Source organism: Acidimicrobiales bacterium (assembly GCA_035294085.1).
GTDB lineage: Bacteria > Actinomycetota > Acidimicrobiia > Acidimicrobiales > Bog-793 > DATGLP01.
The window spans coordinates 1-24,065 of the sequence record DATGLP010000023.1 but is presented as its reverse complement, the minus strand read 5'-3'; the positions used below and the strand labels follow the sequence as shown (position 1 = coordinate 24,065).

Sequence of the window (24,065 nt, the reverse complement as noted above, 5' to 3'; positions counted from 1 at the left end):
CGTTCAGGCGTCGGGCGGCCCGACGCGACCGCCGAGGGCTGCCTCGAGCGCCTCGAGGCGGTCCGTCGAGGCTCGCAGGAGCCTCCCGACGAGCTCGGTGGCGTCCGCCTCGGCGTCGAGGACCCCGGTGAGGAGCGACCGGACCTCGGCGAGCTCGGCGCGGATCTCGTCGAGACGGGCCGCGACTCGCGCCTCGAGGGCGCTGACGCGGTCTTCGCAGGCGACCACGCGCCCCGGTAGCGAGGCGGCGGTGCGGGCTCGCCGCAGGAGGCGCCGCCGTCCTGGTACGCCCGTCACGGCGGGTCCTCCCTCTCGACCACGGCGGGCCATGCTACCGGCCCGGTCGCGGCATCTACGCTTGGGACGCGCCGCTAGGATCGTCGCACGGCTGCGAGCCGGCTGGTGTGCTCCCAGTGACGCGACCGAGTCCTCGACCGGGTCGTCGGGCGCCTCGAGCGGTGTTGTGACCGACGGCGCGAACGCGGAAGGGATAGATCGAGATGGGGACGGTGAGCGAGGCCGGTGTGCCGCCCGCCCATGAGCTCCTCGACGAGGTAGCGCCCCTCGAGCTCGCACCGGCACCGGCGCGCGAGCTCCCGGCTCGCGTGGTCGCCGCGCGCGTCAGCCTGCCGGTGCGGCTGAAGGACCTGTGGCGGTCGCGCGAGCTCTTCCTCTTCCTCGTCCGCAAGGAGCTCAAGGTCAAGTACAAGGGGAGCATCCTCGGCTTCCTCTGGTCGATGCTGAACCCGGCGGTGGTCCTCGTCGTCTACTACGTGGTCTTCACGTACTTCCTGAAGGCGAACGTCCCGGACTACGCCCTGTTCCTCTTCTCGGGCCTGCTCGTGTGGAACCTCTTCAACAACGCGCTCATGGGCTCGTCGACGTCGATCGTCGCGGCCGCGGGGATCGTGAAGAAGGTGGCGTTCCCCCGCGAGATCCTGGCCATGTCGCAGGTCGGGGCAGCGGTGGTGTTCTTCGGCTTCCAGCTCGTCGTGATGGCCGTCTTCCTCGCGGGGTTCCAGGTCGCACCGGCGTGGAGCTGGCTGCCGCTCGTGCCGTTCGCGCTCGTCGACCTCGTCGTGCTCACCGCGGCGATCGCGATCTTCCTGTCCGCGGTGAACGTCTACCTGCGGGACATCGAGCACCTGATCGCGGTGCTCCTGCAGGCATGGTTCTGGGGAGTGCCGATCATCTACAGCTTCAACAAGGTCTACACCCCGTCGCACCGCTGGCTCGGCTACCTGTACCTCGCCGACCCGATCACCCCGATCGTGCTCGCCTTCCAGCGGGCGTTCTACGGCAAGGTCTCCTACGTGACCTACGCCGACCCGGTCCACCACCTTGGGCGGGTCGTGAGCTACCAGCTCGCCAACTACCCGTACCACTTCTACCTCGTGATGCTGGCGTGGGTGCTCGGGATCGGCGTGGTTCTCCTGCTCGGTGCGCTGGTGGTCTTCGGGCGCATCGAGGGGAACTTCGCCGAGGAGCTGTGAGCCGGCGTGGCCCTCGCGATCGACATCCAGCGGGTCTCGAAGCGCTTCCGCCTGTACCACGAGAAGTACACGTCGCTCAAGGAGCGGGTCCTCCACGCCGGTCACATCCCCTACGAGGACTTCTGGGCGCTGCGGGACGTCGAGGCGCAGATCGAGGCGGGAAAGACGGTCGGGATCCTCGGCCGCAACGGCTCGGGGAAGTCGACGCTGCTGAAGTGCATCGCCGGCATCCTCCAGCCGACGTCCGGGCAGGTCGTCGTGCGCGGTCAGCTCGCCGCGATGCTCGAGCTCGGCGCGGGGTTCCAGCCGGAGCTGTCGGGCCGGGACAACATCTACCTCAACGGCTCGCTGCTCGGCCTCTCCCGGAGGGAGATCGATCGCCGCTTCGATGCCATCGTCGAGTTCGCCGAGCTCGACCAGTTCATCGACAACCAGGTCAAGTACTACTCCTCGGGGATGTACGTCCGCCTCGGCTTCGCGGTCGCTGTGAACGTCGAGCCCGACGTCCTGCTCGTCGACGAGGTGCTGGCCGTCGGCGACGAGCGGTTCCAGCAGAAGTGCCTCGAGCGCGTCCGCGCCTTCCAGCGCGAGGGCCGCACGATCGTCGTCGTGGCCCACTCTCCCGACCTGCTGCGCCAGGTGTGCGACGAGATCATGGTGCTCGACCGCGGGGAGCTCGTCACGATGTCGAGCCCCGGCGAGGCGATCCAGGCCTTCCGGGGGATCCTGATCGACGCCGGGGCGGTCGGGCCGGAGGGCGAGCCGGGCGTCGCCGGCTCCGCGCCGGGCCTCGGGCACCGCCAGGTGCGCATCCTCGGGACGCGCGTCGAGCACCCCGGCCAGGCCGAGCGCAGCTACGTCGTGAGCGGCGAGCCGCTCGCGCTCCACGTCGACTTCGAGGTCGCCGAGGCGGTGGCGGCGGCGAGCTTCAGCATCACCGTCCTGTCGGCGCGCAACGAGGTCGTCTACTCGAGCGCCACCGGGGCGCTCGGGCAGCCGATCGCGCTGGCGCCGGGGGCCGGCAGCCTCTCGTTCGTCTTCGACTCGCTGCCGCTCCTCGACGGGAGCTTCACGGTGAGCCTCGACGTGCGCGACGAGCGCGGCGCCGTGCTCGACGTCGCCGAGAACGCCGCCAAGTTCGAGGTGATGAACCCTGGCAGGGCGACGGGGATCGTGGCACTGCCGCTGCGCGTCGAGCTCGTGGCGCCGGGCGACGCCCGCCCCTCGCTCGCGAGCCGCACGCTGCCGTGAGCTCGGCCGGCGAGAGCCGGGCGCGGCCGCCTGCCACCGAGGAGGTCGGGCGCGCCGCGTGCGACCTCGGCACGCTGGCGGCGGAGATCGAGGCAGAGGTGGCTCGCCTCGCCGCCGAGGGGCACTGGGACGCGTCGCGCGACGCCGACCTCGCCGAGCGCTTCGAGCTCGCCGCCGCCGCAGCGCTTCGAGTCCCGCGTCTCGCCGAGCGGTCCCGCGCGCTCCGCCGCGTCGCACGGCTGCTCGTGCCGGCACCGGCCCGCCCCGTCCTGCGCGCTGGGCTGGCACGCGTCGAAGGAGCCGCCGCACGGATCGCGCGGTGGCGGTCGCGCCGCGACCGATGAGCTCGGGTCCGCCCTCGCCGGTCCGCATCGACCAGGTCATCCCGGCCATCGTCGAGCACGACGCGGTGAGCAACCACACCTTCGCCGCCCAGCGGCTGCTGCGCTCCCTCGGCTACGCCTCCGACGTGTTCGCCCGGATCATCGGGCCCGGCTGCGCAGGCAGGGTCCGCCCCCTCGAGGAGCTGGAGGTCACCGATCCCGACCGGCACTGGCTGTGCTACCAGCACTCGATCGGCAGTCCCGCGGCGGAGGTGTTCGCCCGTCACCCAGGACGGAAGCTGCTCGACTACCACAACGTCACCCCGGCACACCTCGTCGAGCGGTGGCTCCCGCCGCTCGCCGACGAGGCCCGACTCGGGCGGGCGCAGCTGCGGGAGCTGGCGCCGATCGTCGACTTCGCGTTCGCCGACTCGCCCTACAACGCGGCCGAGCTCGAGGCGGCGGGCTTCGCCATCGCCCGCGTGGTGCCCGTCCTCGTCGAGCCGGGCAACGTCGCCGCCCCCGCCGACCCGCAGGTGCGGGCGCGCCTCGCCGCACGCCGCGCCGAGGGCGGGAGCGACTGGCTCTTCGTCGGTCAGCTCGCCCCGCACAAGGCTCAGCACGACGTCGTGGCCGCCTTCGCCTGCTACCGGGAGGTCTACGACGAACGGGCCCGGCTGCACCTCGTCGGGCGGGAGATGGGCAGCGCCTACCGCGACGCGCTTGAGCGCTTCGTCGCCGCGCTCGGGCTCGAGGACGCGGTCGACCTCCCGGGCTCGGTGCCGACCGCTGCGCTCGCGGCCTACTACGAGGCGGCCGACGTCTTCGTGTGCTGCTCCGACCACGAGGGGTTCTGCGCCCCGCTGGTCGAGGCGATGGCACGAGGCCTTCCCGTGGTCGCCTTCGCCGCCGCCGCGGTTCCCGGCACGCTCGGGGATGCCGGGGTGCTGCTCGAGCGCAAGGACCCGGCCCACGTCGCCGCTGCGGCCCGCCGCGTCCTCACCGATCCAGGCCTGCGGGCCGCGCTCGTCCAGCGGGGACGCGCCCGAGCGGCGCTGTTCAGCCGCGACCGGGCCGAGGCAGCCTTCGCCGCGGCGATCGCCGAGGCCGTCACGCTCGTCACCTCCCGAGATGGCGATTCACTCCAGCCTCAGGCGTAACATCTGATGCACCGTGCACAGGAGGATCCTGGTCCGAGGGCGCCGGCGCGCCTCGATGGGGGTGCTGTGCGGCGTGGTGCTGCTCGCCTCGTTCGTCCCGGCTCTGCCCGTCGCTGCCGTGCCGAGGCCGCTCGCGCGTCTGCTCCTCGTGGGGCACGGCTGGGGTCCCGGCATCGGCATGGGCCAGTGGGGAGACTTCGGCTACGCCGTTCGCTACCACTGGAGCTACGAGCGGATCCTCACCCACTTCTACGGCGGGACGGCACCGAGCACCCTGGCGGCGCTCGGCCGCAGCCCGGACCCCTCGCTGCGCGTGCTCATCCTCGAGAACCTCGACCTCGCGACGAACGTCGGCTTCGACCCGGTGATCACCTCGGCGGCGGGCTTCGTGGTCGTCTCGGCCAGCTCGAGCCAACCGTCGACCACCACCGCCCCCTCGTCGACGACGAGCTCGTCCTCGATCACGACCGCGCCGTCGACCACCACCGCCCTCTCGTCGACGACGAGCTCGTCCTCGACCACGACCGTGCCGTCGACGACCAGCACGGCCACCTCCTCGACGACGGGGGCGCCGTCTGCGACCGGCCCCCTCGTGCCCGCGAGCACCCTCAGCGTCCCGGCTGGGGAGGCCGTCGACCTGCGCCTCGAGCCTGACGGGACCTGGAGCGCCTTCGAGGGGCCCTCCTGCTCGGCAGCGCGGCGAGCCGTCGGCACGCGCGCGCCGGTGGCGACCGGGCTCGTCGACCCGGTCGCCATCCCAGCGAGCGAGGCGCCGAGCGCCCCCCGTGCCGAGCTGCTCACCCTCTGCCGCCACGACGGCCTCGACGAGGCGCTGCGCGGCCGCATCCAGGCCTACGATCGCGACGGCTACGAGCGGACGATCAACGTCGTCCCCCTCGAGTCCTACCTCGACGGCGTGGTCCCCGCCGAGGAGTCGCCGGCCTGGGGGCGCGCCGGCGGGAGCGACGGGGCGCCCCAGGGCGAGCCGTGGGGCTTCCAGGCCCTCGAGGCGCAGGCGGTCGCGGCGCGCTCGTACGTCCTCGCGTACGCCGAGGGGGGTGGCTGGAACGGCTACGCCGACATCTGCGACTCGACGTTCTGCCAGGCCTACGTCGGTGCCGACTACGAGAGCCCCGTCTCGAACCTCGCGGTGCGCGACACGGTCGGCGAGGTGCGCGTGGCGCGCGGCACCTCACGCATCGTCGCCACCCGCTACTCGGCCTCCTCGGGAGGCTGGACGGCGCCAGGCGCCTTCCCAGCGGTCCCGGACGCGGGCGACCGATGCGTCGTGGCCGGCGACCCCCTCGAGTGCAATCCCGTCCACACCTGGCGCGCCGTGCTCTCGGCGAGCGTGGTGGCCCGACGCTTTCGCGTCGGTCGGCTCGTGCAGATCGCCGTCGCGGCACGCAACGGCCGAGGCGCCTTCGGGGGTCGGGTGCTGCGCGTCGTGCTGCGGGGCTCGCGCCGGACGGTCGAGACCACCGGGTCGCGCTTCGCTGGCGTCCTCGGCCTGCGCTCGGACTGGTTCGCCGTGGCGGGCGCAATCCGCGCCGGCGCGCCCGCGCCGCCGGGCGCCGCGCCGTCTGCCTCGGCGCGCACGGCGCCCCCCGCGAGCTGACGGACGTCGTCGTGCGCACCGGTGCTCTCGCCTCGTGGGGCGGAGCGTCCTCTAGGTCGTCGGCGCGACCTCGTCGGCCCGATCCCAGCCGAGGAGCTCGACGCGCGTCCGCGGCATCCCCGAGCGCCCGGTGGCGTCCGGGCGCACGGCGAGGACCTGGTGCACGCTCGTCCGGTTGGCCGCGAAGTTGAGGGCCGAGGCGGCCATGTACAGACGCCACACCCGGGCGCGGCCTTCGCCGACGAGGGTGCTCGCGGCATCCCAGCTCGCCTCGAGGTTCGCCACCCAGGAACGAAGCGTGCGCGCGTAGTGCTCGCGCAGCGACTCGACGTCGCGCACCTCGAGCCCGCAGCGCTGCATGACCGAGACGACACTGCCCACCTCGTGCAGCTCCCCGTCGGGGAACACGTAGCGGTCGATGAACGAGCGCCGAGCGAAGCGAGCGCGTCGGGTCGCGCTCGGCCGGGAGATGCCGTGGTTGAGCAGGCGGCCGCCCGCGGGCAGGAGCGCCGCGAGGGCGTCGAAGTACTCCCTCAGCCGCTTCAGCCCCACGTGCTCGAACATCCCGATCGACGAGATCGCCTCGTAGGGGCCGTCGGAGACCTCGCGGTAGTCCTGGAGGCGGATCTCGACGCGGCCCTGGAGGCCCGCCTGCGCGACGCGCCGGCGGGCCTCTTCTGCCTGCTCGCGCGAGATCGTGATGCCAACCGCCTCGACGCCGTAGTGGCGAGCCGCGTGCATCGCCATCGAGCCCCAGCCGCAGCCGACGTCGAGCAGCCGCATGCCTGGGCGCAGCCCCAGCTTGCGGCAGATGAGGTCGTGCTTCGCGTGCTGCGCGTCGTCGAGGCCGAGGTCCTCGTGGGCGAAGTACGCGCAGGAGTAGGTCATCGTCTCGCCGAGGACGATGCGGTAGAAGTCGTTCGAGATGTCGTAGTGGTGCGCGATGGCCGCGGCGTCGCGCCGCTTGGAGTGGCGGCGCCCCGAGAGGCGCGCCTCCTCGCGGGGGACCGGCGGGGGCGGGCCGAGCGCAGAGAGACGGCTCGCGGCGTGCAGCGCGGCCGCGGCGGCGCGCAGCGGCCTGCGAGGTCGCTGCGCCGCCGCGACGCGGTCGCGCAGCGCGAGGATCTCGTAGAGGTCACCGCGGGCGTCGATCGAGCCGCTGACGTAGGCGCGGGCCAGGCCGAGCTCGCCCGGCGACCACAGGAGGTAGCGCAGGGCGAGGGGCGAGCGGACCTCGATCGCGGCTGGGGCGTCCGCGGCTCCGAGGGCGCTGCCGTCCCAGAAGCGCACCCCAACGGGCAGGTCCGGACCGATCAGCGCCTCGATCGCTGGCGCGACGGCCTCGGCGATCGTCGCCCTCCTCCGCCTGGACAAGGTCGTACCCCCTCGCGCCGATGCCGGCGCGCAGGCATGGTAGCGAGGGAGGTGCACCTCGGCGCGGCGGCGGTTCGCTACGCTGCGCCGTGTCGCAGGGCCGCGCGCGATCCGCCCGCCTGCTCGCGGCCTGGCGTATCGGCCGCTACCTCGTCGGTCTCGGTCTGGCCGCGCTCGCGCTGTGGGCCCTGAACGGCCAGAAGGGCGAGCTCGTCGGCGCGTCGAGCGCGCTCGGTCGCCTCCACGTCGGGTGGCTACTGCTCGCCATCGGGCTCGAGGTCGCCTCCTTCACCTCCTTCGGGCTGCTGCAGCGGCGGCTCCTCGCGGCGGGTGGGGTCGGGATCGGGCTCGGCTACGCGACCGCGCTGAGCCTGGCCGCCGGTGCGATCGCCAACTCCGTCCCCGGCGGTCCGGCCGTGGCGAGCATCTACGCCTTCCGCCGCTACCGGCGTCGCGGCGCCGACGACGTCCTGGCCGGCTGGACGCTGCTCGCCACGCTCGTGTGCGCGGCGCTCGCCCTCGCGCTCATGGCCGTCCTCGGCGTGCTCCTCGCCGAGCGCGAGGGCGCGAGCTACAACCTCATCGGCGTCGTGGTCGGCGTGCTCGCGTTCTCCGTCGTCGCCGACGCCGTCGTCTGGCAGCGCGCCTGGCTCGCTCGCCTCGCCGTGGGCCTCCTGCAGGTGTCCCGTCGGCTCACCGGGCGACCGAAGCGACGCGGGGTCGACATCGTCGACGAGGTCCTCGCTCGCCTCAACGCGGTCCGGCTCGGCTGGCGCGACCTCGTGGCGACGATCGGCTACGCCCTTGGGAACTGGCTCTTCGACTGCGGCGCGCTCGTCGCGAGCTTCCTCGCCGTGGGGGCCGGCGTGCCGTGGCGGGGCCTGCTGCTCGCCTACGGAGCCGGCCAGCTGGCGGCGAACCTGCCGATCACCCCCGGCGGCCTCGGCCTCGTCGAGGGGAGCCTCACCATCGCCCTCGTCGCCCTCGGCGGCTCCGAGCCGTCGACGGTCGCCGCGGTCGTGTGCTACCGGATCGTCAGCTTCTGGGGCTACCTGCCCGTCGGCTGGCTCACCTGGCTCGGCCTCGCCCTCGTCCAGCGGCGTCAGGACGATCGCGCCCAGCGCGCCCTCGTCGCCGAGCGGCCGCCGCCGGCGGTCGGCGGCGAGTCGGCGGCTCGCCGCATCGCCGGGGGCGTCGCTGCTCCGGCTGCCCCGAGCACGCCGGTGCGCGGCGGGAGGATCGCGCCGTGAGCGCCGTGCACGGGGTGCCGCGTGCGGCGCGCCGCCTCGCCCTCGCCAGCGCGGTCGTGCTGGCGTCCTGCTCGCTCGCGGCGTGCACCTCGCCGCGCAACACCCTCGGTACGAGCACGAGCCCGTGCTTCCGAGCGCTCGCAGTCGCCAGGGATGCGGTGCACGACCGCGGGCGCTTCGCCGGGGTCCGCTACTTCAGCGCCCACGACCTCGCCCGGCTGCTCGTCGAGGCGCGCCCGCCCATCCGCGGTACGAGCATCGCGGGCCCGCCTCGCGTCGGGCTGTGCGTCGTCGCCTACCAGGACGACTTCCGTCCGGGGGAGGTGGAGCTGGCGCGCGCCGAGCGTCCCGGTCCGCACCGCTACGCCCTCGTCGTGGTGCGGCTCCACGACGTGCGGGTCCTCGTCACCCTGCTCGTCCGGCGCGTCCCGTGGCGCCTCACGCGGGTGTTCCCGACCCACTGACGGTCCGCGCGAGCCGCGGCGCGCAGCCGGCGGCGGCCACCTTCGCGCCGGCGTTCCTTCCGGGCGACGCCGTCGCGCCCGTAGCATGGCCTGCCGTGGCGCGCCTCAGCAGGCTGGAACGCATCACGAACCTCGTGCTCGTGCTGCTCGAGACGCCTCGTCCGCTGTCGCTGCGCGAGATCGGCGACCAGGTCGCCGGCTACCCGGCGCAGCCCGGAGCGCTGCGCCAGGCCTTCGAGCGCGACAAGCGGACGCTTCGGGATAACGGCATCCCCGTGGTCGTCGAGCGGATCGACGCCGACGACCAGGTCGGCTACCGGATCCCGCCCGAGCAGTACTACCTCCCCGAGCTCGGGCTCGACGCGGCGGAGGAGGAGGCGCTCGCCTTCGCGCTCGCCGCCGTGCGCCTCGAGGGCGGTGTCGGACGCGGGGTGCAGGCGAAGCTCGGCTCGCCGTTGCCCGACCTCGCTCCGATCGCCGTCCTGCCGTCCCTCCCGGCGCTCGGTCCCCTCCAGGAGGCCCTGCGCACGCGGGCGTACGCCTCCTTCTCCTACCGCGGCCGGCGACGGACCGTCGCCGGCTACGGGCTCGCCTTCCGGTCCGGCAGCTGGTACCTGATCGGCCGGGACGCCTCGGCCGAGGGCCGGGGGCTGCGCACCTTCCGCGTGGACCGGATCGAGGACGAGCCGACGCTCGGCGAGCCCGGTGCCTTCGAGCGCCCGGACGGCTTCGACCTCGAGGCCGAGCTCCGGCTGTCGCCCTTCCGGCTCTCCGATGGCGAGGGGGCGTCGCAGGTCGTCGTCGAGGTCGACGTGCGCGAGGCGCGCGACGTCGTGGCGCTCGTCGGCGAGGACGCCGTCGTGGCCCGCCACCCCGACGGCTCGGTGCGCCTCGCCTTTCGTGTCGGCGACGAGGAGGCCTTCGTCGCCTGGGTCCTCGGGCTGGGCGACTCCGTCGAGGTGTGCGCTCCCGAGGCGCTCCGGGCCCGGGTCGTCGAGCGCCTCGAGTCGGCCGCGTCAGGGGGCCCGCCCTGAGCGACGCCGGCACGAAGGACGCGGGCGAGCGGCTGCGGCGGCTGCTCGCCGTGCTCGCCTACCTGGCGCGCGTCGGCGAGGCGTCGATCGCGCAGCTCGCCCGCCGCTTCGCCATGGACGAGGCGACCCTCGTGGCGGAGCTCGAGCTCGCGGCGTGCTGCGGCCTGCCGCCCTACACCCCCGACCAGCTGCTCGAGCTCATCGTCGACGGCTCGCGGGTGGTGGCCCGCGGCCTCGAGGCGCTGCGCCGCCCCCCTCGGCTCACGCCCGACGAGGGCTTCGCCGTGGCCGCGGCCGCCCGCGCGCTGCTCGCCGTGCACGGCGCGGAGCAGGACGGACCGCTCGCGAGCGCGCTGGCGAAGCTCGAGGCCGCCCTGGGTGCGGACCGCCTCGATGTCGAGCTCGAGGTCCCCGAGCACCTCGAGGAGCTGCGGCAGGCAGCGGTCGCGGGGCGTTGCGTCGAGATCGACTACCTCGGTGCGAGGCGCGGCGACGAGACGACGCGCGTCGTCGAGCCGTACGCCGTCGTGGCACGAGAGGGCCACTTCTACCTGGACGCCTTCTGCCGCCTGGCCGGCGACTGGCGGCGGTTCCGGGTCTCGCGGGTGGCGGCGGTGCGGCCGGTGCCCGACCGTGTGCCGGCGCGGACGCCGCCTGCGGAGTTCACGGGCGCGCGGGCCTTCGCCGGCGGTGCCACGACCCGGCTCGTGAAGATCTCCCTGCCGAGCGCGCGCCGGGTCCTCCTCGACCGGCTCGCGGCCGGACCGGTCAGCGAGTCGCCGGACGGGCGCGCCGTCGTGCCCGTCGCCGTCGGCGATGCGCACTTCCTCGGGCGGCTCCTCCTGATGCTCGGACCGGAGGCAGCCGTCGTGGAGCCCGCCGATCTCGCCGGAGCGGCGGCCGAGGTCGCTCGTCTCGCCCTGGCCCGCTACCGTGAACGGTAGGTAACGAGATACATCGAGACGCGAGCTTCGCCCGGTGCTCACCGTGGCGAAGGTCGCCCGCGGCGGCGAGGCCTACTACCTCGCGACGGCGCCGCCGCAGGGAGCCGGCCCCCTGCTCGAGCCCGCGGGCTACTGGCTCGGGACGCGGGCGCGCGACCTTGGCCCTGCCGCGGTCGACCGGTCGACGCTCGGCGCGCTCCTCGAGGGCGTCGACGCCGTGACGGGGGAGGTGCGTGGCACGGCGCTCCATCGGCGCCGCATCGTCGCCTTCGACTGCACCTTCTCCGCGCCGAAGTCCGCAAGCGTCCTCTTCGCCCTCGGCGCCCCCGAGACGGCGGCCGCCCTGCGCGAGGCCCACGACGCGAGCGTCGCCGCGACCCTCGCCTACCTCGAGCGGCGCGCGGCGCGCGTGCGGCGGGAGGTCGGCGGCGAGCGAGTCGCCGTGCCGGCTGACGGCTTCGCCGCGGCCGCCTTCGTCCACCGGACGAGCCGGGCGCCGGACCCGCACCTGCACACCCACGTCCTCGTGGCGAACGTGGCCTGCGACGCGGCGGGGCGAGCGTCAGCCCTCGACGCGCGCGCGCTGTACGCGCAGCTGCGGACCGCCGGCGCGCTCTATCGCGCCCAGCTGCGCTTCGAGGTGGCCGCCCGCCTCGACGTCCGCTGGGAGCTGCGACGGGGAGGGTTCGCGGACCTCGTCGACGTGCCGCGATCGGTGCTCCTCGCCTTCTCGCGCCGTCAGGAGGCCATCCTCGAGGAGCTGGCGGCCTCCGGCCGGCACGGCGTCGGCGCGGCGCGCGCCGCCGCGCTGCGGACGCGCCCGGCGAAGGACCTCGAGACGCCCTACGAGGCGCTCGTCGAGGCGTGGTGGGGGCGTGCGCGCGCCCTCGGGCTCTCGCAGACGCGCCTCGCCGAGCTGGCCCCGGCGCGTCGGCCGGGCGAGCGGACGCCGCCCGAGCCCGGGGAGGTGGTCGAGGCGCTGCGCCTGCTCGAAGGGCTGGAACGAGCTTGCCGGCGCGACGAGCTCGTCCGCCACGTCGCCGGCGTGCTGCCCGGCGGCGCGCCGGTGCGCGTCGTGGAGGCCGCCGTCGACGCGGCGCTCGCCTCGGGCCGCCTGGTGGCGGCGCGCACCGTGGCCCGTCGCCTCGGCCGTGGCCGTCGCCTGCCGGCCGGCGGACGCGAGCCGCTCTTCGTCCCTGCGGCGCTCGCCGCGGCCGAGCGCCGCGTGGCCGTTGCGCGTGCGGCCGCTCCGGGGGTGACGCGGTCGCCCGGTGCACCGAGCGAGCCGCTCCTCGTCTGCGAGCACCACCCCGGCCAGCGCGTCGCGGCCGAGGTGCTCTTCGACCTCGCGAGAGCCGCGACGCTCGCGGGCAGACCGGCGGCGGCGATCGCCGCAGACGGCGCCCGAGCGGCCTACCTCGAGGCGGTCGTCGGGGTGGCGGCGCAGCCCCCGGCGCGCGCCGACGCTCTCGCCGCCGGCGGGATGGTGCTCGTGGAGGACGGTGCGCTCGGCGCGGCGACGCTGGACCGTCTCGTCGGGCGCGCCCGAGAGCTGGCGGGGACGGTCGTGCTCGTGCCGCGCGTCGAGCGGCTCGACCTCACCGGCGCGCCCGCGGGGGCGAGGGGTCCGCTCGGGGTGCTCGAGGAAGGATGCCACCGGGTGGAGCTCGTCGAGCGACCCGCCGGGCTCATGGCCCGGGCGCAGGAGCTCCTCGCCGCAGCGCGCCGAGACGGCCGTGACGCCCGCCTGGTCCTCGCGGCGGGGCGCGTGAGCGGTGACGCTGCACGCCTCGGCGGTCGGCCGCCGACCGAGCTCGTCGTGCTCGGAGGTGCCACGTCGCTGCCGCGAGCGCTCCTCGAAGATCCCAGCGTGCGCCGCGTCCACCTCGCGGTCGCGCCGCTGCGGCGAGTCGGCGCCGAGCGGCGGGCCCGCGCCCTCGCGCGCCCCGCGTCGGCCGTGCTCGCCCGCGACGTGCGCGCCTGGCCGTCGGCCGGCCGCACGCGCCGGCGCGACGCCGGGCTCGAGCTCGGGGTGCCGGCCCAGCTGGCGCGATGACCGGGCTCAGCGCCGGAGTGTCGCGGGGCCCTCGCGTCCCGCGTCGCGACCTGGCGCGTGCCTCGGGCCGTCCAGGCCGGCTGCCTCTCGCCAGGGGGACGACGCGTACCAGGGCGTGAGCGCGACGCGCGCCGGGCGCGCGCCGAGCACCGCGGTCGCGTGGCGACCAGGGGGTCGCGCGATGCGGTCCGCGGGCAGCCGCGGCACTCGGCGAGGCGCGACGGTCGTCGAGCGGCGGCGAAGGAACGTCCCGCCGGCGCCGAAGGTGACCGAGGCGCTCGGGACGTCGAGCTCTCCGGCGAGCCGTGCGAGCGTGTCGAGCGTCCGGACGTCGCCGATGCCACCGAGGACGAGCTTGGCGCCGAACAGGGAGAGGAAGCCGTCAGCGAGCGCGCCGAAGCGGCCCCGGGCCTGGGAGAGATCCTGCAGGCAGGCGAGCGTGACCAGGCCCTGGCTGGCGCCTTCCGCGACGAGCGCCGGGAGATCGTGGAGCGGCGCGATGTTGGCGAGCTCGTCGAGCACGAGCAGCACGGGCGGTCGTGGCACCGGGGCCGTCTCGTCTCGAGCGCGCGCCGCGTAGGCGGCGCTCCTGACGTCACGGACGATGCCCGCGACGAGCGGAGCGAGGTGCCGCTGGTGCTCTCCGGACACGGCGACGTAGAGGGTCGCCCGTTCTGCGACGAAGCGGCGCGCATCGAAGGGCTCGAGGCGCGTCGCGTCGAGTGCCTCGTGCGTCCGGTAGGCGGCGAGGATGCCGGACGCCGTGGACCAGATCCCGCTCTGCTCCCGCTCGTCCGTCTCGACGATCCCGGTGAGCAGGTCGAGCGCCAGCGCGGCGCCGTGGCGCGCCAGCACGTCGAGGAACCGCTCGGGCCGGCGTCGGTTCACGGCGGCGACGACGTCGTACATCGACGTCCCGGCGAGGGCGGCGGCGTGGAGCAGCGTGGCGAGCAGGGCCCCCGCCCGTTCGTTCCAGTGCACGGCATCTGCATGATCACTGGGGCGGCTCGCGCCGACCATCGACTCCGCGAGGAGGACCGCGTGGTCCCACCGCCGGGCCGCTGCGACCGGAGACCAGCCGATCCGCCGTACCGGCGGCGGCGGGTCGAGGGTCCCGCTCGGGTCGAAGCAGAGGACGGGGCCGAGGCGCGCCCGGGCGCTCGCCGTCGTGTCGAGGACGTCGCGCTTGGTCGAGACCGCGAGGACGCTCCCCGCGGCCTTGAGGACGTTCGGGACGACGACCGCCGCGGTCTTCCCCGAGCGCGGCGGACCGAGGACGAGGAGGCCGTGCTCGGGCGGGGCGAAGACGGGGCCGCCCGCTCCCTCGCCGAGATACAGGCCGTCGCGATGGGCGCGCGAGGCAGCCACGACGAGCGCGAGGGCGTCGTTCGCGCTGCGATCTGGGTGCCTGCCGGGCGGGTCCGTACCGCTGTCGTCGCGCGTTGCCGTACCGCTCGGCCTACCGCCGCCCGACAGCTGCTGGACGGTGAAGAGGGAGGAAAACCTTGGAAGAACTCCTCGCGTTCCGTTGCGGCAAGCGTGCGCTCGAACCCGCTGACACGGCGTGCTCGAGACCTCGGAAGCGACATTGCTTGCATTTGCGCCGTAGATCCTCTTGTATTGCGTGGACTTCGCAGCATCTTCAAGGAGGTAGGAGTGAACAGAACCGAATTGGTCGAGGCGATCAGCGGCGATACGGGTCTGACCCGTGTGCAGGCAGCAGCGGCACTCGACGCCCTCGTCTACGAGATCACCAACGGAGTACGTGCAGGCACGCCGGTGCGCATCACCGGATTCGGGACGTTCAAGCTGCGCGAGCGCCAGGCCCGCCGTGGCCGGAACCCGCAGACGGGCGCCCCCGTGCGGATCAAGGCATCGAAGGGCATCGGGTTCACCCCTGGGGTCCAGCTGAAGGCCGACCTCAACTCGCGAGGCACGCTCGCCAAGCCGAAGCCGCTCGCTGCTCCTGCGACCAAGGCGTCGGCGACGGCGCGCAAGGCGGGTGCGAAGGCCGCCGGGAGCAAGACCGCTGCGAGCAAGCCAACCGCGCGCAGGACGGCCCCGAAGGCCGTGGCCGCGCGTGTCCCGGCGAGGAACGCTGGCACGAGGCGCACGCCGGCCAAGCAGGCTGCGAATAAGGCACCGGCAAAGCGCGGCGCTCGGCGCGCCTGAGCGAGCTGCGAGCGGTCCCGCCGTGCCGTGGTACTGCGCGGCGGGGCCGCTCGCGGCGCGAACGGTCAGCGGTCGTCGATCCGCTTGAAGGACTCGGCGAGCAGGATGCCGCTCGTGCCGGCAGCATCGACGGCCTCCTGTCGCAGGCGCGCCTCGAAGGCGCCGAGCTGTTCCTCGTAGCGAGGCGAACCCGTCGCTGCGTCGATGCCCATCGTCGAGCGGAGCTGGCTGCGGTGGCACAAGAGCGCGGCGAGCTTGGTGTCGAAGGTGGCGGAGATGTCCTCGAGGTGGTCGGCGTCGTCCGCCTCGAAGAGCAGGATCGTGCGCGGTCGGTGCGGCGGCAGGCCGAGTTCGGGGAAGAAGAGCGGGTCGCGCGCCGCGACGACGCCGTCGGTCGTGAGCCAGCCCGCGTTGCGGTGGTCCGGATGGATCCGGTAGCGCTTCCAGGGGTCGTGCCCGAGCACCACGTCGGGTGCGCACCGTCGGATGCAGGCAGCGACCTGGAGCCGTTGGTAGAGCCCCGCCTCGAGCTCGCCATCAGGCCAGTCGAGGAAGGTGACGCCGCCGTGCCCGCCGAGGGCGCGCTGGGCCGCGCGCTGCTCCTCGTGGCGGCACTGGACGAGGGCGGCCGCGTCGCTGGCCGCGTCCCAGCTGCCCTTCGAGCCGTCGGTGAGGACGAGGTGGAAGATCTCGCAGCCCTGGAGGGCCCACTTGGCGAGGGTGCCGCCGCAGCCGAACTCGATGTCGTCGGGATGGGCTCCGATCGCGAGGGCGCGCGCCGGCGTGTCGAGGTCAGTGGTCGTCACGGCGACCGCCTCACCGTGGCGGTGTCCGCGCGCCCTCGTCCGGGCACTCCGGGCGGGCCGTCGACGAGTGGATCCTGCGAGAGCAGGCCGAGGTCCTCGGCGACGTCGACGTCGCACGCGAGGTTCCAGTCGTAGACGAGGCGGCAGGGCAGGCCGGCGCGGCGCGCCGCGGCGCGGTGGCGCCGGAACGAGCCCGGGCCGTACGCGAAGGCGAAGCCGGAGCCGGCGGGAACGGCGGCGACGTTCGTTCCGTCGAGCCGGCGATCGGGCGCGAGCGTCACCAGGCCCGGTTCGCCGAAGGCGTCGAGCGCCGCGGCGAAGGGGAGGTCGGCGTGCGCCACGACGACGAGGCGGAAGCCGCGCGCCGCGAGTCGCTCGACGCCGTGGCGCACCGCGCCGGAGAGGCCGAGTCCGGGCGTCCAGATCACCGTTGCCCCCGACGAGGTTGCCCAGCTCGCGACGTCGTCGTCGTCGCAGACGACGAAGCGCGGCATCGAGCCGCTGGCCGCGAGGACGCCAGCCGCGAGGCGGCGCGCGAGCGACGCACGCTCGGCGTCGTCGAGGACGCCCGCGAGCCGCTCCTTGGCCCTCGAGAAGGCCTTGACCGGCACGAGGAGCGCACGCACGGCCGGAGTCTACGGGCGGCCGCGCATCGAGCGTCCCGGCGTCAGGCCCACTACCGTGGGGCACGGTGTCGAGCTGGTCGGCCCCTCGGGCGTGTGGTCGGCGCAGGTGCAGCTGAGGAATGCCGCCGTGCTCGGCGCCGGGTCGTGGGGAACCACGGTCGCGGACCTGCTCGCGCGCCGTCTGCCGACGGTGCTGTGGGCACGCTCGGAGGAGGTTGCCGACGAGGTGCGGCGTTCGCGCACCAATCGCGCCTACCTCGGCGACCACCGGCTCTCGCGCTCGCTCGAGGCGACGGCCTCGCTCGAGGAGGCGCTCGAGGGGCGCTCGCTCGTCGTGCTCGCCGTCCCGAGCCACGGTCTGCGCGAGGTGCTGAAGGCGGGCGCCGTGGCTGTCGGCGAAGGCGCCGTCGTCGTCAGCCTTACCAAGGGCCTCGAGGAGACGACGCTCGCTCGGATGACGGAGATCGTCGCCGAGTGCTGGCCTGGCAGGTCCGTGGGGGTCCTCACCGGCCCGAACCTCGCGGGCGAGATCCTGGCCGGCCAGCCGGCCGCGTCGGTCGTCGCCTCGGTCGACGCAGCGCTGGCGCGCGAGCTCCAGCGACTGTTCGGCTCGAGATCCCTGCGCGTCTACACGAACCACGACGTCGTCGGCTGCGAGGTCGCCGGCGCCGCGAAGAACGTCATGGCGATCGCCTGCGGCATGGCGGTCGGCCTCGGACTCGGGGACAATACCCGTGGCGCGCTCGTGACCCGTGCCCTCGCCGAGATGGCGCGCCTCGGCGTGGCGCTGGGCGGCGAGCCGCTCACCTTCTCCGGCCTTGCCGGGCTCGGCGACCTCGTCGCCACCTGCACGAGCAGGAGGAGCCGCAACTTCGCCGTCGGGGTGGCACTCGGCGAAGGTCGTCGCCTCGCCGAGGTCCTCGCCGGCGCGCGCACCGTGGCGGAGGGGGTGCGCACCTGCCGCCCCCTCGTCGAGCTCGCTCGGCGCCACGGCGTCGAGGTCCCCGTCGCGGAGCAGGTCGTCGCCGTGTGCCACGGCGGCCGCTCGCCGAGGGACTCCCTCCCCCTCCTCATGCACCGGGCGGCCAAGTCCGAGTTCGAGGGCGTGCTCTCGCGCTAGGTACCATGCGCCGGTGCGCATCGCGCTCGGGAGCGACGAGGAGACCCCGCTCGTCGAGCACATCGCTCGGCACCTCCGCGCTGCCGGCCACAGCGTCGAGCGGCTCGCCCCGGGCGCGGCCTGGCCCGAGGTCGGGCGCACCGTCGCTCGGGCGGTTGTGCGCGGCGACGCGGACCGGGGCATCGTGTGCTGCTACACGGGGACGGGCGTCGCCATTGCGGCGAACAAGGTCCCCGGGGCGCGTGCCGCGCTCTGCGGCGACGCGGCGACCGCGCTCGGCGCTCGCCGGTGGAACGACGCCAACGTGCTCGCGCTCTCGCTCCGGCTGACGAGCGAGGCGCTCGCCAGCGAGGTCGTCGACGCCTTCCTCGAGGGCGAGCCAGACCCGGCCGAGGCCGAGGCCATCGCCCGCGTCGAGCCGGCGCAGTGACGAGCGCGTGCCTGCCCGGCACGGGTACCGAGCGGGCGCTCCTCGCCGGAGGGTGCGCGACCGTCGCGGGGATCGACGAGGTGGGCCGGGGCGCCTGGGCGGGGCCGGTCAGCGTCGGGGTGGCGGTCGTCACGCTCGAGACCCTGTCGTGCCTGCCGGAGGGCGTGCGCGACTCGAAGCTGCTCACCGAGCGTGCACGCGAGGCGCTCTTCGCCCCGCTCGCAGCGGCGCTGACCGCCTACGCCGTCGGTCACGCGAGCGCGCAGGAGTGCGACGCTCTCGGGCTCACCGCGGCCCAGCGGCTGGCGGCCGACCGGGCGCTCGACTCCCTCGGGCAGGTTCCGGCGGCGCTGATCGTGGACGGCTGTCACGACTACACGGGGCGCGGAGCGCTCCCGCTCGTCGGCGCGGACCGACGCTCGCTCGTCGTCGCCGCGGCCTCGGTCCTCGCGAAGGTGACGCGCGACCGGCTCATGGCAGCCGCAGCCGAGCGGCACCCCGGGTACGGGTTCGAGCGCAACAAGGGCTACCCGTCGGCGGAGCACCGGCGCGCGGTGGCCCGCCTCGGGCTCACCTCGCTGCACCGGCGCACGTGGTCGGTCGGCGTGACCGGGCGCAGCCTGCTCGAAGCGGACCAGGACGGGGGTGCGCGGCCGTTGGATCGGCGGGCCGCACCTATCGCCTCGGAGGCAGGCGCGGTATAACGGGATCGATGGCGATCCTGCTCGCGCTGCTCGCCGCGGCCGCCAATGCTCTTGCGACGATTCTGCAACGAATCGGTGTCGAGGAGGCGTCGCCGGCCCCCGGCTCGACTCGGTCGCTCATGGCGAGCGTGCTTCGCCGCCCGATCTGGTTCGCGGGGCTCGGCCTCACGACCGCCAGCTTCTTCCTCCAGGCCATCGCGCTGTCGCTCGGCGACCTCTCGACGGTCCAGCCCGTGATGGTCACGGAGATCGTCTTCCTCGTCCTCGTGCTCGGCAGCTGGTTCCGGCGCACGCTCGGGTGGCGCGAGCTGGTCGGTGCGACCGGGACTGCCGCTGGCCTCGGCGTCTTCCTGGCTCTGTCGGCGGCGCGCGGCGGGCACGGTCGCCCCTCGCACCTCGACTGGGCGCTCCTGCTCCTCGCCTGCGGCGGTGCGGTGGCCCTCGCGGCCGGTGCGGCGCGACGCGGCCCCCGCTGGTGGCGTGCCGCCGCCTACGGGGTCGCTGCCGGGATCTGCTTCGCGCTCACCGCAGCGTTCGTGAAGAGCGCGGCGGACCAGTGGCAGCACGGGCCCCTCACGCTCCTCGTGCACTTCGAGGCCTACGGGGTCGCGGTGAGCGGCCTCGCGGGTCTCGTCCTGAGCCAGCACGCGCTCGAGGCGGGGCCGGTCGCGGCGTCGCAGTCGGCGCTGCTCATCGTCAACCCGCTCTCGAGCATCGTGATCGGGGTCTGGCTCTTCGGCGACCACCTGCACGCGTTCGGCGCGCGCGCGGGCCTCGAGGGGGCAGCCTTGTTCGTCATGTTCACGGCCCTCTTCGTGCTCTCCGGCTCCCCGCTCGTCGCGACCGGTGCCGAGGAGCGCCTCACCGAGCAGCGGCCCTACGAGCGCGTGGTCACGAGCAGCCCCACCTGAGCCCTCGAGGCGAGCAGTAGCATTCGGGCGTGCCGACGAGCGAGGAGGGGCCGCCGCCGGCGTCCGACGGCTACGACGCGTGGGTCGCCGTCTGCGAGCGGATCGCGGACGGGGCTTCGCTCGTCGGGCTCGACGAGTCCATGACGCGCCTGCTCACGACCCCTGAGAAGGTCCTCGAGGTCGCCGTGCCAGTCCGCCGCGACGACGGCCGGATCGACGTCTTCACCGGTTGGCGCGTGCACCACAACACGGCCCGGGGGCCTGGCAAGGGCGGGATCCGCTTCCATCCCTCGGTCACTGCCCACGAGATCAGCGCGCTCGCGGCGGAGATGACGATCAAGTGCGCCGTCGTCGACATCCCCTTCGGGGGTGCCAAGGGCGGCGTGGCGTTCGACCCGTCGTCGCTCTCGCTCGGCGAGCTCGAGCGCCTGACCCGGCGCTACACCTTCGACATCGTCTCGCTCCTCGGCCCCGACCGAGATGTCCCCGCCCCGGACGTCAACACCGACGAGCGGGTGATGTCGTGGGTGATGGACACGATCTCGGTCCTGTCCGGACGGGCGCAGCCGGGCGTCGTCACCGGCAAGCCGATCGCGATCGGGGGGAGCCACGGGCGTGCCGGGGCGACATCGCAGGGCGTGACGATCTGCACGCGGGCGCTGTTCGACGCGCTGGGCCTCAAGCTGGCGGGCGCTCGCTGCGTCCTCCAGGGCTACGGCAAGGTCGGCGCGCCGCTCGCCTACCTGCTCGCCTCGCTCGGGATGCGTGTCGTCGCGGTGGCCGACGTCGCCGGGGCGGTGTACAACCCCGCCGGCATCGACCCGGCCGGACTGTCCGAGCACGTCGCCCGGACCGGCACCGTCGTCGGGTTTCCGAAGGCCGACCCGCTCGGCCGGGACGAGATCTTCGACCTCGAGTGCGAGCTCGTCGTGCCGGCCGCGCTCGGCGGCGTGATCAACGCCGAGGTCGCCGAGCGCCTCGGCGCGCGCGTGGTCGTGGAGGCGGCGAACGGCCCGACGACGCCAGCGGCAGATGCTGTGCTCGAACGCCGCGGAATCGTCGTCGTCCCCGACGTGCTCGCCAACGCAGGTGGCGTCGTCGTCTCGTACTTCGAGTGGGCCCAGGATCGCGCCGGCTACCCGTGGGAGCCAGGCGTGATCTCGGCGCGCCTGCACGCGACGATGGAGCAGGCCTTCCGCGCCACCCAGGAGAAGGCGGAAGCCCTGAAGGTGTCCCTGCGCCGAGCGGCCGTGGCTCTCGGCTTGGAGCGCGTCGCGGAAGCGACGCGCCTGCGCGGGCTGTTCCCGTAGGAGGGGTGGATGGTCGCGGCGCGTGGGTTCCGTCCGCGGGGGGCGCTCGTCCTTCTCGCGGCGCTCGCCGCGAGCGGAGTGGCGCTCGCGGCATGTTCCGGTGCTCGATCGTCGTCACCGTCCAGCTCCCGGCCGACGCAGCCGCCCCCGTCGACGCAGCCTCCCACCTCATCGACCGGCTCCACCGTCGCGAGCCACCCATCGTGCTCGACGGGGGTGCTCGCGCTCACCGTGGCGCCCGGCGGCGCGGCGGCGGGAACCGTCTACGTGCGCCTCGACGTGACGAACGAGGGCCCGACGACCTGCTCGCTCGACGGCTACCCGTCGGTCGCGCTCTTCGGACCCTCAGGCGCCTCGGGTGCCGGCGCGGGTCCAAAGCTGCCGATCGGCACGGAGGACGCGGGGCCGCCGCCGCAGCTCGTGACGCTCGCGCCGAACGGTCGCGCGGAGTTCCTCCTCGTCGCGCCGGATGTGCCGGTCAACGGCGCAGGGTGTGCAACCGTCGCCTCGGTGGCGGTCACGCCGCCGGGGAGCAGCGAGGCGCTCTCAGCTCCGCTGTCCCTCGCGCCGTGCGGCACGGCAGTGAAGGTCTACGCCTTCGCACCGCCTGGCTCGGAGAGTCCCTAGCCAGGCAGGGGGAGCCGCCCGCCCGGTGCGAAGATGAGCGGCTCACGCCCCAGCGGGCGCTTAGCTCAGGTGGTCAGAGCAGCTCGCTTACAACGAGCAGGTCAGAGGTTCGAGTCCTCTAGCGCCCACCAGACCAACGAATCCGCACGTCTTTCCGCTGGTCATCGCCGTGCGTGTTCGGTCAGCCGTAGCGGATTCGAAATTCCCAGGCAGATCGACACTGGACTTCCTGGCGTCCCTCCAGGGCTGATACAGCGACCTCGTACCCTCGTCGGGGTGGACGACGATCAGCAGCTCCCCTCGCTGGTCATCGTTCTCGCGCAGGTTGCTGCAGAGCGAGAGACGATGAACGCGCACGCCGAGAGTCTCGATGGCAAGGCTGGCGTCGTCCTGGGGTTCGCTGGTGTGCTGGTTGGTCTCGGTGCTACGGCGCAGGTTGCCGTGGCGGGCAAGGTGGTCTTCGAGGTTGGACTCGCCGTCGCCGTTGTCGCCGCTGTCCTCGCGGCGTGGGCGTTCCTCCCGCGTCGCTATCCCGTGCTGGAGGTCGAGCGACTCCGGCAGGCCAACCTCACCGCGTCTGAGGCGGAGACGCGCCTGGAGTTGCTGGACACCCAGATCGAGATGGTGAAGGAGGCCGCGACGCTCGTGAGGCAGAAGGGATGGCGAGTTCGGGCGGCCGTCGGCTGCCTGGCCACCGCTGCTGCCCTGGTCGTCACCGGTAGACTGACGGCGATGGGAGGTCGGTTGCATGGCTGAGGAGAAGGCGCCTCAGAGCGCGCCAGCCTCGCTGCCGGTGAAGAGCCGGCCTGAGCCACCTCCTTTCCGGCCGAACAAGGATCTCATCGGCTACATCGAGAAGGGCCAGAAGCCGCCTGTTCGGCCGGCTTCGCCGTCCGAGAAGCGATAGCCACCGCCCAAAGTCCCCCGGCGTCCACCGACGGCCGTCGGCACGATTCGAACACCTCTAGTCGTTTCCGCACGTCAGGGACGTTCGAAAAAGAGCGACCGCGGCCCACCATGAGGTCGTCAAGCTGGACGTCCACCATCTCACGTTTGGGTGTGACTCACCGAGCGGACGACCCCGCGGCCCGCCGTTCGTCGCGTTCCGGGCCCGTTCCGGGGCGCAGCGCGTCCCAGGCGGAGCAGGTGAGCTCCGAGCAGGGGCGCCACGACGGCGGTGGGTCGGCGGTCACCCTGGCGAGGTCGGCAAGGGTCCGGCGGCGACGCTTTCGCGGTGTCGGCCGCGGTGGACTGGCGCGGCGAGCCTTCCCGAGTGCGTGGATCTCGAAGGCGTCGACGACGCCCGAACGACGCCCGAAGTTCACGACCACGCAGGCGCAGGCGGCGACCAGACCAGGGCGAGCGGGGTGCGGCTGAGGAGCGTGTACCAGCAGCGACGGCGCGACTGTGTACGCGACAGGGTACACTTTCGTCGTGAGCAAGACGGTCCCAGTCCGGGAGCTTCGTAGCGAGCTCAGCCAGGTCATAGACCAGGTCGCCGACCTCCGGGAGCACGTGGTCATCACCCGACGTGGTCGTCCCGCTGCCGTGCTCGTTCCGGTCGACGAGTACGAAGCCTTGGAGGAAACCGCTGAGATCCTGTCCGACCCGGACACGCTTGCCGCGATCGAGGAAGGGCGCCGCGAGGCCGAGCGTGGGGAGACCGTGACGCTCGACGAGCTGCGCCGGGAGCTCGGCCATCGACGTCGATAGGTGAGCCGGGTTGAGCTCGTCCGACGGGCTCGCAGAGAGATTGTCGATCTCGACTGGCCGGTGTCCGACGCCGTCGTCGAGGCCCTTGGCCTTCTGGAACGCGATCCCGACGCAGGTCACATCCTTCGAGGGCGTCTTCGGGGGCTGCGATCGCTTCGGGTCGGTACCTACCGGATCATCTACCACCTCGACGATGACCGACGCGTCGTCCGTGTCTTCGCTGTCCGTCATCGGTCCGTCGCCTACACAACCGACCCGCGCTGACCCCGAGTGCTCGAAGCACTGCACAGCGACACGAGCGGCAGGCGCAGAGCGGGCAGGTTCTGATGCGAGTGCCGATGGCCCACTTGGCCTGATTCCACCGTCCCGATAGGTCCCTGGGCCGCTGACCATCCGCGGAAAGGGGGGCGAACGGCGCGCGGGCCGTGCTCGCGAGCATCGCCCACAACCTGGTGCGCTGGCTTGCTGCCCTCGGGATGAGGATGGCCGGTCCGGTCGTCGCAACGGCCGTCCGCCGCCGACTGCTCGCCTTTCCGGATGTCAACGGTCACGAGGATCTCCCCACAGGCGGCCATGACTTCTCCCCGCGCGTGGCCACGAGAATTCCCCGCGCGCGGCCACCTCGCTTCCCGCGGACGGCCATGTGAATTCCCCGCGCGCGGCCATCGGAATTCCCCGC

24 protein-coding genes and 1 tRNA gene are annotated in these 24,065 nt (G+C 73.8%); 20 read left to right on the top strand and 5 right to left on the bottom strand.

The genetic code is table 11. The features are described from left to right. Nucleotides 1-3: 3 nt before the first annotated feature. A complete protein-coding gene (locus tag VKV23_07675; GenBank protein ID HLI15913.1) occupies nucleotides 4-297 on the bottom strand; it encodes a hypothetical protein in 294 nt (97 codons plus the stop codon). A gap of 212 nt (nucleotides 298-509) precedes the next feature. Here VKV23_07675 and VKV23_07670 point away from each other — a divergent pair, with 212 nt between their 5' ends. Genes VKV23_07670 through VKV23_07650 form a run of 5 tightly spaced genes read left to right on the top strand, consistent with a single transcriptional unit; the run spans nucleotide 510 to nucleotide 5,845 of the window. After that, nucleotides 510-1,493, top strand: coding sequence for an ABC transporter permease (locus VKV23_07670; protein ID HLI15912.1), 984 nt, complete (start codon nucleotides 510-512; stop codon nucleotides 1,491-1,493). Nucleotides 1,494-1,499: 6 nt separating this feature from the next. Then, nucleotides 1,500-2,744, top strand: a complete 1,245-nt coding sequence (locus VKV23_07665; GenBank protein HLI15911.1) for an ABC transporter ATP-binding protein — start codon at nucleotides 1,500-1,502, stop codon at nucleotides 2,742-2,744. After that, complete coding sequence (locus tag VKV23_07660; GenBank protein HLI15910.1) at nucleotides 2,741-3,088, top strand: hypothetical protein; 348 nt, start codon at nucleotides 2,741-2,743, stop codon at nucleotides 3,086-3,088. Before VKV23_07665 ends, VKV23_07660 begins: the two co-directional genes overlap by 4 nt. Continuing rightward, nucleotides 3,085-4,227 carry a glycosyltransferase gene (locus VKV23_07655; protein HLI15909.1) on the top strand — a complete coding sequence of 381 codons (1,143 nt, stop codon included), beginning with the start codon at nucleotides 3,085-3,087 and terminating at the stop codon, nucleotides 4,225-4,227. Before VKV23_07660 ends, VKV23_07655 begins: the two co-directional genes overlap by 4 nt. A gap of 13 nt (nucleotides 4,228-4,240) precedes the next feature. Beyond that, entirely contained in the window at nucleotides 4,241-5,845 is a 1,605-nt protein-coding gene (locus tag VKV23_07650; GenBank protein HLI15908.1) for a SpoIID/LytB domain-containing protein, read from the top strand. A 51-nt stretch (nucleotides 5,846-5,896) separates the two neighbouring features. Here the strand turns inward: VKV23_07650 and VKV23_07645 are convergent, their stop codons facing one another. Beyond that, entirely contained in the window at nucleotides 5,897-7,219 is a 1,323-nt protein-coding gene (locus VKV23_07645; protein HLI15907.1) for a cyclopropane-fatty-acyl-phospholipid synthase family protein, read from the bottom strand. A gap of 89 nt (nucleotides 7,220-7,308) precedes the next feature. Between VKV23_07645 and VKV23_07640 the strand changes: the two genes are divergently transcribed. From VKV23_07640 to mobF, 5 genes are all read left to right on the top strand, one after another. Next, on the top strand, nucleotides 7,309-8,469 hold the full coding sequence (locus tag VKV23_07640; GenBank protein HLI15906.1) for a YbhN family protein: 1,161 nt from the start codon (nucleotides 7,309-7,311) through the stop codon (nucleotides 8,467-8,469). Next, entirely contained in the window at nucleotides 8,466-8,933 is a 468-nt protein-coding gene (locus VKV23_07635; protein HLI15905.1) for a hypothetical protein, read from the top strand. The genes VKV23_07640 and VKV23_07635 overlap by 4 nt, the downstream gene beginning before the upstream one ends. Before the next feature lie 95 nt (nucleotides 8,934-9,028). Further along, a complete protein-coding gene (locus tag VKV23_07630) occupies nucleotides 9,029-9,967 on the top strand; it encodes a WYL domain-containing protein (protein ID HLI15904.1) in 939 nt (312 codons plus the stop codon). Then, a complete protein-coding gene (locus VKV23_07625) occupies nucleotides 9,895-10,911 on the top strand; it encodes a WYL domain-containing protein (protein ID HLI15903.1) in 1,017 nt (338 codons plus the stop codon). Before VKV23_07630 ends, VKV23_07625 begins: the two co-directional genes overlap by 73 nt. Nucleotides 10,912-10,945: 34 nt before the next feature. After that, complete coding sequence (mobF, locus tag VKV23_07620; GenBank protein ID HLI15902.1) at nucleotides 10,946-12,967, top strand: MobF family relaxase; 2,022 nt, start codon at nucleotides 10,946-10,948, stop codon at nucleotides 12,965-12,967. A gap of 6 nt (nucleotides 12,968-12,973) precedes the next feature. Here the strand turns inward: mobF and VKV23_07615 are convergent, their stop codons facing one another. After that, nucleotides 12,974-14,335 (bottom strand): type IV secretory system conjugative DNA transfer family protein, encoded by a 1,362-nt coding sequence (locus VKV23_07615; GenBank protein ID HLI15901.1) that lies wholly within the window; start codon nucleotides 14,333-14,335, stop codon nucleotides 12,974-12,976. Here VKV23_07615 and VKV23_07610 point away from each other — a divergent pair. Then, on the top strand, nucleotides 14,315-15,139 hold the full coding sequence (locus VKV23_07610; protein HLI15900.1) for an HU family DNA-binding protein: 825 nt from the start codon (nucleotides 14,315-14,317) through the stop codon (nucleotides 15,137-15,139). The two genes, VKV23_07615 and VKV23_07610, sit on opposite strands and share 21 nt — an antisense overlap. Nucleotides 15,140-15,204: 65 nt before the next feature. Here the strand turns inward: VKV23_07610 and VKV23_07605 are convergent, their stop codons facing one another. Both VKV23_07605 and cofC read right to left on the bottom strand, forming a co-directional pair. Further along, entirely contained in the window at nucleotides 15,205-15,945 is a 741-nt protein-coding gene (locus VKV23_07605; protein HLI15899.1) for a PIG-L family deacetylase, read from the bottom strand. Further along, nucleotides 15,942-16,571 carry a 2-phospho-L-lactate guanylyltransferase gene (gene cofC, locus VKV23_07600; GenBank protein HLI15898.1) on the bottom strand — a complete coding sequence of 210 codons (630 nt, stop codon included), beginning with the start codon at nucleotides 16,569-16,571 and terminating at the stop codon, nucleotides 15,942-15,944. The genes VKV23_07605 and cofC overlap by 4 nt, the downstream gene beginning before the upstream one ends. A gap of 106 nt (nucleotides 16,572-16,677) precedes the next feature. On the opposite strand from cofC, the gene VKV23_07595 reads away from it, so the two are divergent. From VKV23_07595 to VKV23_07555, 9 genes are all read left to right on the top strand, one after another. Further along, nucleotides 16,678-17,691, top strand: coding sequence for an NAD(P)H-dependent glycerol-3-phosphate dehydrogenase (locus VKV23_07595; protein ID HLI15897.1), 1,014 nt, complete (start codon nucleotides 16,678-16,680; stop codon nucleotides 17,689-17,691). Nucleotides 17,692-17,704: 13 nt separating this feature from the next. Next, nucleotides 17,705-18,121 (top strand): RpiB/LacA/LacB family sugar-phosphate isomerase, encoded by a 417-nt coding sequence (locus VKV23_07590; GenBank protein HLI15896.1) that lies wholly within the window; start codon nucleotides 17,705-17,707, stop codon nucleotides 18,119-18,121. Then, nucleotides 18,118-18,825, top strand: coding sequence for a ribonuclease HII (locus VKV23_07585; GenBank protein ID HLI15895.1), 708 nt, complete (start codon nucleotides 18,118-18,120; stop codon nucleotides 18,823-18,825). Before VKV23_07590 ends, VKV23_07585 begins: the two co-directional genes overlap by 4 nt. Before the next feature lie 8 nt (nucleotides 18,826-18,833). Further along, nucleotides 18,834-19,736: a DMT family transporter gene (locus VKV23_07580; protein HLI15894.1), complete on the top strand. Its 903-nt coding sequence runs from the start codon at nucleotides 18,834-18,836 to the stop codon at nucleotides 19,734-19,736. Nucleotides 19,737-19,765: 29 nt separating this feature from the next. Then, nucleotides 19,766-21,046, top strand: coding sequence for a Glu/Leu/Phe/Val dehydrogenase (locus VKV23_07575; protein HLI15893.1), 1,281 nt, complete (start codon nucleotides 19,766-19,768; stop codon nucleotides 21,044-21,046). Nucleotides 21,047-21,262: 216 nt separating this feature from the next. Then, complete coding sequence (locus VKV23_07570) at nucleotides 21,263-21,673, top strand: DUF4232 domain-containing protein (protein ID HLI15892.1); 411 nt, start codon at nucleotides 21,263-21,265, stop codon at nucleotides 21,671-21,673. 54 nt (nucleotides 21,674-21,727) lie between these two features. Next, nucleotides 21,728-21,804: transfer RNA gene (locus tag VKV23_07565), tRNA-Val, on the top strand. A gap of 145 nt (nucleotides 21,805-21,949) precedes the next feature. Then, nucleotides 21,950-22,429: a hypothetical protein gene (locus VKV23_07560; protein ID HLI15891.1), complete on the top strand. Its 480-nt coding sequence runs from the start codon at nucleotides 21,950-21,952 to the stop codon at nucleotides 22,427-22,429. Nucleotides 22,430-23,107: 678 nt separating this feature from the next. Beyond that, nucleotides 23,108-23,386 (top strand): type II toxin-antitoxin system Phd/YefM family antitoxin, encoded by a 279-nt coding sequence (locus VKV23_07555; GenBank protein HLI15890.1) that lies wholly within the window; start codon nucleotides 23,108-23,110, stop codon nucleotides 23,384-23,386. Nucleotides 23,387-24,065 lie beyond the last annotated feature (679 nt).

Bases quoted from the DNA above. Each gene is read 5' to 3' on its own strand.
- VKV23_07655 (HLI15909.1), top strand. From the start codon at position 3,085: ATGAGCTCGGGTCCGCCCTCGCCGGTCCGCATCGACCAGGTCATCCCG.
- VKV23_07610 (HLI15900.1), top strand. From the start codon at position 14,315: ATGGGCGCGCGAGGCAGCCACGACGAGCGCGAGGGCGTCGTTCGCGCT.
- VKV23_07580 (HLI15894.1), top strand. From the start codon at position 18,834: ATGGCGATCCTGCTCGCGCTGCTCGCCGCGGCCGCCAATGCTCTTGCG.